This window comes from Methylobacter sp. BBA5.1 (genome assembly GCF_000746145.1).
GTDB classification, from domain to species: Bacteria; Pseudomonadota; Gammaproteobacteria; order Methylococcales; family Methylomonadaceae; genus Methylobacter; species Methylobacter marinus.
In genome coordinates this window covers 46,419-57,208 of sequence record NZ_JQKS01000008.1, presented here as the reverse complement: position 1 = coordinate 57,208, position 10,790 = coordinate 46,419, and the positions used below count along the sequence as shown (strand labels likewise).

Here is a 10,790-nt window from a genome sequence, read left to right as displayed (position 1 = left end):
CATAAAGATTAAACTTTATTGATTTAACGCAATCACTTACTAGAGAGTGGTTGATGATGTTGAGGGCGGTTTGTACTATTGATTGCCAACCGAGGGCCAACCCTTGCCAATCATTCATAAAGCATCAGTCGCGAGAGCAGGTTTTAACTTATACGAAATACCGTAAAAACATCCATTATTGCGTTTGGCTATTTTTACCCCGTTAAACAGGGGTAGCGTTTATAACTGAAGAATCAGCAGAGGTGAAACGAAATAGCATGACCAAGAAAACAATCGTATGCGTGGTTGGGGCGAGGCCGAATTTCATGAAGATTGCCCCCATCATCAAAGCCCTGAAAAAAACGCAAGAACATGTTTCGTTTTACCTGGTACATACCGGTCAGCATTATGATCAGGCAATGAAAGCTTCGTTTTTTCAGCAACTGGATATTCCCGAGCCGGATATTGATCTGGAAGTGGGATCGGGTTCGCATAGCGAGCAAACCGCCCATATCATGCTCCGGTTTGAACCTGTGCTCGATAACGTCAAGCCCTGCGCGGTGCTGGTGGTCGGCGATGTGAATTCAACGGTGGCCTGTGGCCTGGTCGCGGTCAAAAAAGCCATACCGGTCATTCATGTCGAGGCCGGCCTGAGAAGTCACGACCGGCAAATGCCCGAGGAAATCAACCGCGTTCTGACCGACCAGATCTCCGATACGCTGTTCACGACCGAGAGAAGCGCGCATGAGCATCTGCTTAAGGAAGGCATAGAAAGCCGGCGCATCCACTTCGTCGGCAATGTCATGATCGATACCTTGCGGGCTAACCTGGAACACGCTATTGCTTTTGCGGAAACTCTGAAAAGCTACGACAAGGCGCAGCCTGTCAAGGCGGGGGAATATGCATTGCTGACCCTGCACAGGCCCTCGAATGTCGATGATCCGCGGACATTAACCCGATTGCTGCTGAGCATTGCCCGTATCAGCCGCAAATTGCCTGTTATTTTCCCCATTCACCCGCGCACGCACAACCAGATCAAGCAGCAAGGATTGCTGGATGTCATCGGTTCCCCGACCATTATCGATTTACCGCCCGTCGGCTACCTGCAGATGTTAGGGCTGATGCAGTCGGCAAAACTGGTGTTGACCGACTCTGGAGGTTTGCAGGAAGAGACAACATCATTGGGCATTCCTTGCGTGACCCTGCGGGAAAATACCGAACGGCCTATTACGGTCGAGCAGGGGACAAATACTGTCGTGGGTACCGATCCGGAAAAGATTCAAGCCTGCGTGGACGATATTTTGACGACAGGAGGCAAATCGGGCCGAATTCCGGAATATTGGGATGGCAAGGCCGCCGAGCGGATTCTGGCTGAAATCAAAAGAATTTATTTATAACAGACTGTTCTGGAGGATTTGCCGTATGTCGGAAATAAATAATGCCAAGAAAAATGCCATGACAGTCGATGTGGAAGATTACTTTCAGGTTTCCGCCTTCGAGCCTTATATTTCAAAAAACCAATGGGATGCTTTGCCGCATCGGGTTGCATCCAATACCAACAAAATCCTGGACCTTTTCGAAGAAAACAGCATAAACGCGACTTTTTTTACACTAGGCTGGGTTGCTGAGAGATATCCGGAGCTGGTCAGGCGCATTATCGAGAACGGCCATGAATTGGCTTGCCATGGCTATGAACATGTCCGCGTGACGGAACAATCCCCGGTGCAATTTCGCCATGATATCGCCAGGGCCAAAAAAATACTGGAGGATATCGGCGGTTGCGAAGTTAAAGGCTACCGGGCCGCCAGCTATTCAATCGGCGCAAGCAATCTTTGGGCGTTGCAGGTTTTGCAGGAAGAGGGCTTTCAATACAGTTCCAGCATTTATCCGGTCAAGCATGATTTATACGGCATGCCCGAGGCCCCGAGATTTACCTATCAGCCATTCAAAAATCAGGGGTTCAAGGAGATCCCGATTACCACGGTCAGATTGGGCAATAAAAACCTGCCGTGCGGAGGCGGGGGGTTTTTCAGATTCTATCCCTACGCCTTTTCAAGATGGGCATTTAACAGAGTCAACAACGATGAAAAACAGGCCGGTGTTTTCTATTTTCACCCCTGGGAAATCGATCCGGAGCAGCCCCGGCAAGCGGGCTTAAGCTGGAAAGCCCGGACACGACATTACCTGAATCTTGACCGGATGGAACACAGGGTGAAAAGGCTGTTGAAGGACTTTAGCTGGGATACCATGGAAAATGTGTTCCTGAAGTAAAGCATGCGCAGGGAGTCGGCCAGACTGGAACCAGACAAGAGGCGATCAATACCTATGATTAAAACACTGGATAGAGAAAATTACTCCCGCTGGGACAGTTTTGTTGACGCGGCGGCGGAAGCGACATTCTTTCATCAGTCCGGATGGAAAGAGATTATCGACAAGGCTTTTGGCCATAAAACCTATTACCTTTATGCTGAGGACAACAACCGGATAACCGGTATTTTGCCGTTAGTGCATGTAAAAAGCCCGCTGTTCGGCAATGCTTTGCTTTCGTCGGCGTTTTGCGTCTACGGAGGTATTGTCGCCAGCGACGAGCCGGCCTATGCGGCGCTTGATCAAGAAGCCTGCCGACTGGCGGAAGCGCTGGGCGTGGACTATCTGGAAATGAGGAACCGGGTGCGCAAATATCCCGATAAACCGTACAAGGAATTATATGTCACCTTCAGAAAAGCGCTGGACCCGGAAGTGGAAAAAAACCTGCTGGCAATTCCCCGCAAGCAGCGGGCCATGGTCAGAAAAGGCATCGAGGCCGGGCTGACCAGCGTTATTGACAGCGATGTCGAACGGTTTTATCAGGCGTATTCGGAAAGCGTCAGAAACCTGGGCACGCCGGTTTTTCCGAAAAAATACTTTCAGATTATCAAGGATGTTTTTGCAGACCAATGCGAAATTCTGACGGTCGAGCACCAGGGGCAACTGGTCGGCAGCGTGATGAACTTTTACTACAGGGATGAAGTGCTGCCATATTATGGCGGCGGGACCGCCAAGGCGAGGGATATTAAAGGCAATGACTTTATGTATTGGGAAGTCATGCGCCGGGCCGTGGAAAAAGGCATCAAAATATTTGACTACGGGCGAAGCAAAGTCGGGACCGGATCGTACAGTTTCAAGAAAAACTGGGGATTTCAGCCGGAGCCGCTGTTTTATGAGTTCCATTTGGTCAAGTCCGACACCTTGCCCGACATCAATCCGCTAAACCCGAAATACCAGTTGTTTATAGCCGCCTGGAAGCGTTTGCCATTGGCTGTCAGTCAGATGATCGGCCCCTGGCTGGCGAAAGATCTGGGTTAATGTTTCAGATTAACTATTCAGGGTATTGGTCATGAAAGACCTGCTTTTCCTTGTACACAGAATCCCTTACCCGCCGAATAAAGGCGATAAAATCCGCTCCTATCATTTTTTAAAGTATTTGGCGGGACACTACCGTGTCCACTTGGGCGCTTTTATTGATGACAGCAATGACTGGCAATATACCGGCGAACTTGGCGCCCTATGCGCGGAAACCTGTTTTCTGGGCATCAACCCTTTCCGCGCCAAGATAAAAAGCCTGCAGGGATTAGTGACCGGCCAGGCGCTAAGCTTGCCGTATTATAAGAGCCAGGCCATGCAGGACTGGGTCGATAACGTCATTGAAAAATACCGCATTGACACAGTGCTGGTCTTTTCCTCGGCAATGGCCCAGTTTATCCATGACAGACATAAGGTCGACCTGATTGTCGATTATGTCGATGTGGACTCCGATAAATGGCGGCAATACGCCGATAAAAAAAGCGGCCTGCGCGCATGGATTTACCGGCGCGAGTCGGATTATCTGCTCCGTTATGAGAAAAAACTGGCGGAAAAATCCAAATCCGGCATCTTTGTCTCCGAGCAGGAAGCCGACCTGTTTAAAACACTGGCGCCGGCCGTGAGCGAAAAAATCACCTATATCAATAACGGCGTCGATACGGAATATTTTTCTCCGGATCAGCTGTTCGCCTCGCCTTATCCCGGCCGTGAACCGGTTATTGTTTTTACCGGCGCCATGGATTACTGGGCCAATGTCAACGCGGTCGAATGGTTTGCACGGTACGCGTTGCCGCATATCGTCAAAAAACGGCCGGCGACGAAATTCTATATCGTCGGCGGCAGGCCCGCCAAGGAAGTCAGGGCGCTGGCCAGCCGGCATGTTATCGTTACCGGCGCCGTTGCCGACATCAGGCCTTACATAGCCCATGCCGGACTGGCCGTGGCGCCGCTAAGAATCGCCCGGGGCATTCAAAACAAGGTGCTTGAAGCCATGGCGATGGGCAAATACGTCATCGCCAGCGCTGCGGCAATGGAAGGCATACCCTATGACCGGACACTGGACGTTCTGGTATCGGATGAAGCCGAGAAGATTGCCGAGTGCACGGATGCGGTACTGCAGGGGGAAACCGCAACATTCGGATCGCGAACTAACCGGGAATTCATTAAAGCAAGGTTCAGCTGGGAGCAAAACCTGAAGCAGCTGACCACCCTGTTGCAGCCGTGATGCCGATGAATACCGACCGCGCATCTCAATGCCAACAACCGCCTTTGATCGCCCATATCATATATCAGCTGGGCATGGGCGGACTGGAGAACGGTTTGATCAACCTGGTCAATCACATGCCGCCCGGCGCCTACCGGCATGCCATCATCTGCCTTAAAAACAGTACGGACTTCAAAAAGCGGCTGAAGCGCAACGACGTGGATATCTATCCGCTCGATAAACGCGAAGGCCAGGATTTTGGCTCTTTTGTCCGCTTATATAAATTACTAAGGCAACTTAAGCCCGCCATCGTCCATACGCGCAATCTGGCGACCATCGAGTACCAGCTCCCCGCGCTGCTGGCAGGCATTAAGGGCAGAGTACACGGGGAACACGGTTGGGATGTGTTTGATCCCGACGGCACTAATATCAAATACCAATGGCTGCGGCGTTGCATCAAGCCGTCCGTGCACCGCTATATTCCGCTTTCCAGTCATCTGGAAAACTACCTGCGGGACAAAATCCGGGTGCCGCCGGAAAAAATCACCCGCATCTGCAACGGCGTCGATACATCCGTCTTTTATCCGCCCAAGGGCGCCAGGGCGCCGTTGCCCGGATGTCCTTTTTTATTCGCGAAAAATGAATTGATGATAGGCACCGTCGGTCGAATGCATGGAGTCAAGGATCAGCTGACGTTGACCAAAGCCTTTATACGAGCCTGCGAACGGCAACCGGCGCTGAAGCAAACGCTTAAATTGATCATCATAGGCGAGGGGCCGTTAAGGCAACAGGCGATAAAGCTGCTCGAGGAAAAACAGTTGATCGACTTGGCCTGGCTGCCGGGCGAGCGTAACGATGTGCCTGACATCATGCGCCGGCTCGATGTGTTTATCCTGCCGTCACGGGCGGAAGGCATTTCCAACACGATCCTGGAAGCCATGGCCACGGCTTTGCCGGTGATCGCCACCGCGGTCGGCGGCAATCCGGAACTGGTCATCGACGGTGAAACCGGCCGTCTGACAAAGCCGGAGGATTTCATGGCGATGGCGGAAAAAATCCTGGACTACGCCAACAGCGAAGGGCTGAGGCGGCGCCACGGGCAGCGCGCTTACGAACGCGTGCTGCGGGAGTTTTCGCTGAATGCCATGGTCAACCGATACCAAGCGGTCTACGATTCACTTTAATACGGGAATGAGCTATGTGCGGGATTGTCGGTATTTTCGATATCAATGGCAAACGGGAAATCAACCGCGAGTTGTTGTCGCGCATGAACGAAAGCCAGTTTCACCGCGGGCCGGACGAAGGCGGGATACATATCGAAAGCGGCCTGGGTTTCGGGCACCGGCGCCTGTCGATTATCGACTTGTCCAGCGGACAGCAGCCCATGGTCAGCCGGGACGGCAGCGTCGTCCTGACCTATAACGGCGAGATATTCAATTTTCTTGACTTAAGAAAGGCGCTGGAAGGGCAGGGCTATCGCTTTCAGACCCATTGCGACACCGAAGTCATTCTGTATGCCTGGCAAGCCTGGGGCGAGGCCTGCGTGGAGCGGTTCCGCGGCATGTTCGCCTTCGCGCTGTGGGACAGAAACCGGCAAACGCTGTTTCTGGCGCGGGACCGGCTGGGCGTCAAGCCGCTGTTTTACGCGCCGCTGGCTGATGGCCAGTTCATTTTCGCTTCCGAACTGAAAGCCCTGAAAGCGCATCCGGAGTTTCCGAAAACATTGGATGCCAGCGCCATCGAAGATTATTTCGGCTTCGGCTATGTGCCTGATCCCAAGACCATCTATAAAGAGGTTTATAAGCTCGAGCCTGGCTATTGCTTAACGCTGAAACGGGGCGCCGGTCTGTGTCAGCCCCGGCAATACTGGGATGTCGACTTTACCGTTCGGCCGGGGCAGAACGAAAAAGCCGCCGGCGATGAACTCATCGAGCGGCTGCGCGAAGCCGTCAGCATTCGCATGATGGCCGATGTGCCGCTGGGCGCGTTTCTGTCGGGCGGCGTCGACTCAAGCGCCGTCGTGGCCATGATGGCCGGCTTGTCGGCCGAGCCGGTCAACACCTGTTCCATCTCGTTCGGCGACCCGGCCTTCAACGAATCGCAGTTCGCGGCGGAAGTCGCCGAACGCTACCGCACGGCGCACCGGGTTGAGCAGGTCGATCCGGACGATTTCAGCCTGATAGACCGATTGGCCGGCCTTTATGACGAACCCTACGCGGACAGTTCGGCCTTGCCGACCTACCGGGTCTGCGAACTGGCGAAAAAACAGGTGACCGTGGTGCTGTCGGGCGACGGCGGCGATGAAAACCTGGCCGGCTACCGGCGCTATCGCTGGCATACGTATGAAGACCGCATGCGCTCCTATTTGCCCGATGCGATCAGAAAGCCCGTATTCGGCCTGTTAGGGGCGGCTTACCCGAAAGCCGACTGGGCGCCCAAGGTTTTCAGGGCCAAATCGACCCTGGAATCCATCGCCCGCGATTCGATGGAAGGCTATTTTCACAGCGTTTCCATTCTTTCCAACGCCCTGCGCGGGCAGCTGTTCAGCAAGCAATTGAAGCAGGATCTGCAGGGCTACCAGGCGGTCGATGTGTTCAGGCGCTATGTCGACAAGGCACCGGCCGACAACCCGCTGTCGCTGGTGCAGTATCTGGATATCAAAACCTATCTGCCCGGCGATATCCTGACCAAAGTCGACCGGGCCAGCATGGCCCATGCCCTGGAAGTCAGAGTGCCGTTGCTGGACCATCAATTGGTCGAATGGATGGCGGGACTGCAGCCGGACATGAAACTCAACGGGCGCGACGGCAAATACATTTTCAAGAAATCGCTGGAACATTATCTGTCCGACAATATCCTGTACCGGCCGAAAATGGGGTTTGCCGTGCCTTTATCGGCATGGTTCAAAGGCCCTTTAAAGCAGCGAGTGCGGGATGCCTTGCTGGGGCCGGCCATGACCGAAAGCGGTTATTTCAACCACGATGTCCTGCGCAAAATCGTGGACCAGCATCAGTCCGGGTTACGGGATTACAGCGCGCCGATCTGGAGTTTGCTGATGTTTGATGCCTTCCTGCGGCAGAATGCATGATGCGCATGCGGATGACGGGGAATTAATGGCTTGTTTGTTATTAACGCAATGAGGTTTTCCTATGGATACTGAATCAAAGAATCAAACCCAGGATCGGCGGACGCCTCAGGGCAAAGCGAAACACGTTGACAAGTCCCGGCGAGCCTTCACGCGGGCAGGCATGGCGGCGCCGGTGTTTTTAACGCTGGCAAGCCGGCCTGTCCTGGGGGCGCAGTGCCTGTCGCAGATGATGTCGGGGAATGTCTCCCAGATTGGCGATGGCAGTTGTGAACCGGGATTTGGCATCGAAACCTGGTCCAATCCCAATGCGCCGCTGCTTGGCTCCGATGTGGTTGCGCGCAAGGTTGGCCTCGGTAGAGGATTATTTCAATGGAATGAGGACACAGGCTTTTCCCTGGCGCGCGTATTCGGAACCGAACAAGGAAGAGAGGTATTTCAATGGGCCGGAAAACGACGCTTTATCTTCGGCAAATTCAAGGCGAAGCCAGACCAGTCGACGCCCGACAAACCCGACGATTATACCGGCGGCACGAAGTTCAATGAGGTGTTTCCGGCTTTCGGCCGCTTCGATGCAAATTATGGCCTGACCAGACGCTCGATTACAATGCGCGAAATTCTGCATGAAGAGCCGGCTTCCATAAAAGCCCATTTCGTGGCCGCCATGTTGAACGCGCAATACGTGCCCAATTATGTGCTGACCGCCAGGCAGGTGCTGGAGCTCTGGTCCGGCATGTCTCCGATGGCCGTAACCATTACCAATATTAATGAATTTCTTGAATCCACCTGGCGCTGGCGGTTCGGGTGATCAGCCCGGCGCCATGCGGCAGGAGCCTGTAATCCGCGTACCCGATAACGGCAGGCTGCTTTATCGGTGCTGGGGTGATGAATATGTCTTTTACCATCCGGCAACAGGTGATACGCATCTGTTCGACCAGGCGAGTGCGGACCTGATTCTGGCGGTATCGGCGCAGCCCCTTTCGCGGGCCGCATTACTGAAGAGGCTGGCGGCCTCGCTCAAGTCATTGACTGACCAGGAAATTGAACAGTTTCTTGATGAACTGCTCATGAAGTGCGGGCAGTCGGGTTTGCTGGAAGTCGGGGAAGGCTAATCACTTGAAACTTTCATGCTTGTCTGAATCCGAATTAAGGCGGTGTTTATCTTCAGCCGGAGGGCTTAAGATAAAAATCGGGCGTTTCAGCGTCTGTTTATCCTCTTCAATCCGTGAAGTGAGTGAACATCTGCGCCGTTTGTACAAGGATTTTGAATTAATCTCAGACCCTGATTTCTGTGATTTTCATGTGGCATTGATGCCGCCTTTCGGCGTGCGGCGCTATGTGCGGCCGCAGGTCAATTTTTCATTCGATGGCGAATATCCCTTCAAACCGCTACCTTACGGGCAGGCCGGCGCCCTGTTCGAATGGGGGCTTAACTGGTGTATTGCCCGGCACGCCAACCAATACCTGATTATTCATGCCGCGGTCGTGGCGAAGGACAGCCGGGCCCTGGTATTGGCGGGCACGCCGGGAAGCGGAAAAAGCACGCTGTGCGCGGCGCTGGTCTGTGAAGGATGGCGGCTGCTTTCCGATGAAATGGCCTTGCTGTCGGTCGATGACGGCGGACTCTATCCGGTTCCCCGGCCGATCAGCCTGAAAAACCGGTCGCTGGAGGTCATCAGCGCTTTTTCCCCGGATTCGGTCATGGGGCCTGTGGTGCGGGACACGGCAAAAGGCACCGTCGGTCATATGCGGCCGCCGCTACAGAGCGTTGAACTGGGTGAGCGGCCCGTAAGGCCCGCGCAGCTGGTTTTCCCACGCTACAAAGAGCGCTCAGGCACGAAGTTAACCCGCCTGAGCAAAGGCCGGGCCTTGCTTCGGGCGGCGGAAAACAGTTTCAACTACAGCGTCTTGGGCGCTCATGGCTTTAATAGCCTGGCACGGTTGATCGAAGACAGCGACTGCCATGAATTCCAGTATAGCCGACTGGACGAGGCGATAGCCGTCTTTACGGAGCTGGCGACTTGACGGCCGAGCCGCTGATCCGCCGGGCCTTCATTGAGCCTGAAAGCGTACTCGGCTTCAGCCTGTCTGAATGGGACCTGTTGATCAGGCAGGCGCGCCGGGCCAATGTGCTGGCCCGCTTGAGTCATTTACTGGAAAGCCGGCGGTTGCTGGCGCGGGTGCCGGACAGGCCTGGCGCGCATTTGAGGGCTGCCCGCATCCATGCCGAACGCTTCAGGCATTCCCTGCATTGGGAACTGGCTTGTATCGAGAGCGCGTTGCAGGCCCTCGATGTGCCTTTGATCCTGCTGAAGGGAACGGCTTACGCTCTGGCGGAAAACCAGGCGGCCAGGGGACGGCTGTTTTCCGATATTGACCTGATGGTGCCGGAAGCCCGCTTGCCGGAGGTCGAGCAGGCCTTGATCAGGGCCGGCTGGATGGCCGGCACGTTTGATGCCTACGATCAGAAATATTACCGCCAGTGGATGCATGAAATACCGCCGCTGCGCCATCTGAAACGCCAGACATCGCTTGACGTGCACCATAACATCTTGCCCAAGACCTGCAAGTCGTGTCCCGACGCCGATAGACTGTTCGGCAATTCGGTAGGGATTCCGGGCAAGAATTTCCGGGTTTTCGCGCCCGAGGACCGGATATTGCACAGCGCCGCGCATTTGTTTCACGAAGGTGAGCTGAATCATGGTTTTCGGGATATATCCGATATAGATTTATTGCTGAGGGAATTCTCGGAAATCGACGGTTTCTGGCAGAAACTGCTGCAGCGTTCAGTTGAACTCAACCAGCTGCGGGCATTGTTTTATGCCTGCCGCTATGTGGACAAAATACTGGCCACGCCGGTGCCGGCTGACGTGCAAACGGTACTGGAACGGCAAGCTCCCGGTAAAACCAGGACCCGGCTGATGGATTTTCTGTTCGTCAGAGCCTTGATGCCGAACCATGCCAGCTGTAATGACCGATGGACGGGATTGGCGCGGTGGCTGCTGTTCGTCCGCTCCCATTGGCTGAGAATGCCTGTTTATTTACTGGTGCCGCACCTGCTGCGAAAGGGATATAAACGTTTGGCGGGAGAAAGGCTGTAGACCGGATTGTTAAAGCCGGCATTTCAAGCCGCCCAAGCGGGTTTCCGCCAAAGCTCCAGTCTGCCTGCACATGACTTTG

General features: G+C 54.3%; 10 protein-coding genes. All 10 read left to right on the top strand.

Features of this window, described 5'->3' with window-relative positions; genetic code table 11:
- Positions 1 to 257 precede the first annotated feature (257 nt).
- Positions 258 to 1,376, top strand: coding sequence for a non-hydrolyzing UDP-N-acetylglucosamine 2-epimerase (wecB, locus tag EK22_RS07080; RefSeq protein ID WP_027147449.1), 1,119 nt, complete (start codon positions 258 to 260; stop codon positions 1,374 to 1,376).
- Positions 1,377 to 1,401: 25 nt separating this feature from the next.
- Positions 1,402 to 2,250, top strand: a complete 849-nt coding sequence (locus EK22_RS07075; protein ID WP_020160628.1) for an XrtA system polysaccharide deacetylase — start codon at positions 1,402 to 1,404, stop codon at positions 2,248 to 2,250.
- 54 nt (positions 2,251 to 2,304) lie between these two features.
- Positions 2,305 to 3,324 carry a FemAB family XrtA/PEP-CTERM system-associated protein gene (locus EK22_RS07070; protein ID WP_152565021.1) on the top strand — a complete coding sequence of 340 codons (1,020 nt, stop codon included), beginning with the start codon at positions 2,305 to 2,307 and terminating at the stop codon, positions 3,322 to 3,324.
- Between the two features lie 31 nt (positions 3,325 to 3,355).
- Positions 3,356 to 4,546 carry a TIGR03087 family PEP-CTERM/XrtA system glycosyltransferase gene (locus EK22_RS07065; RefSeq protein WP_036249363.1) on the top strand — a complete coding sequence of 397 codons (1,191 nt, stop codon included), beginning with the start codon at positions 3,356 to 3,358 and terminating at the stop codon, positions 4,544 to 4,546.
- 5 nt (positions 4,547 to 4,551) lie between these two features.
- Entirely contained in the window at positions 4,552 to 5,709 is a 1,158-nt protein-coding gene (locus EK22_RS07060; RefSeq protein WP_235209241.1) for a TIGR03088 family PEP-CTERM/XrtA system glycosyltransferase, read from the top strand.
- Positions 5,710 to 5,723: 14 nt separating this feature from the next.
- A complete protein-coding gene (locus EK22_RS07055) occupies positions 5,724 to 7,613 on the top strand; it encodes an XrtA/PEP-CTERM system amidotransferase (protein WP_036249358.1) in 1,890 nt (629 codons plus the stop codon).
- 61 nt (positions 7,614 to 7,674) lie between these two features.
- A complete protein-coding gene (locus tag EK22_RS07050; RefSeq protein WP_036249355.1) occupies positions 7,675 to 8,418 on the top strand; it encodes a hypothetical protein in 744 nt (247 codons plus the stop codon).
- On the top strand, positions 8,378 to 8,722 hold the full coding sequence (locus EK22_RS07045) for an HPr-rel-A system PqqD family peptide chaperone (RefSeq protein WP_081917789.1): 345 nt from the start codon (positions 8,378 to 8,380) through the stop codon (positions 8,720 to 8,722). The genes EK22_RS07050 and EK22_RS07045 overlap by 41 nt, the downstream gene beginning before the upstream one ends.
- 4 nt (positions 8,723 to 8,726) lie before the next feature.
- Positions 8,727 to 9,635 (top strand): HprK-related kinase A, encoded by a 909-nt coding sequence (locus EK22_RS07040; protein ID WP_036249351.1) that lies wholly within the window; start codon positions 8,727 to 8,729, stop codon positions 9,633 to 9,635.
- Positions 9,632 to 10,711, top strand: a complete 1,080-nt coding sequence (locus EK22_RS07035) for a nucleotidyltransferase domain-containing protein (RefSeq protein ID WP_051961743.1) — start codon at positions 9,632 to 9,634, stop codon at positions 10,709 to 10,711. The genes EK22_RS07040 and EK22_RS07035 overlap by 4 nt, the downstream gene beginning before the upstream one ends.
- The last annotated feature ends 79 nt before the right edge of the window (positions 10,712 to 10,790 follow it).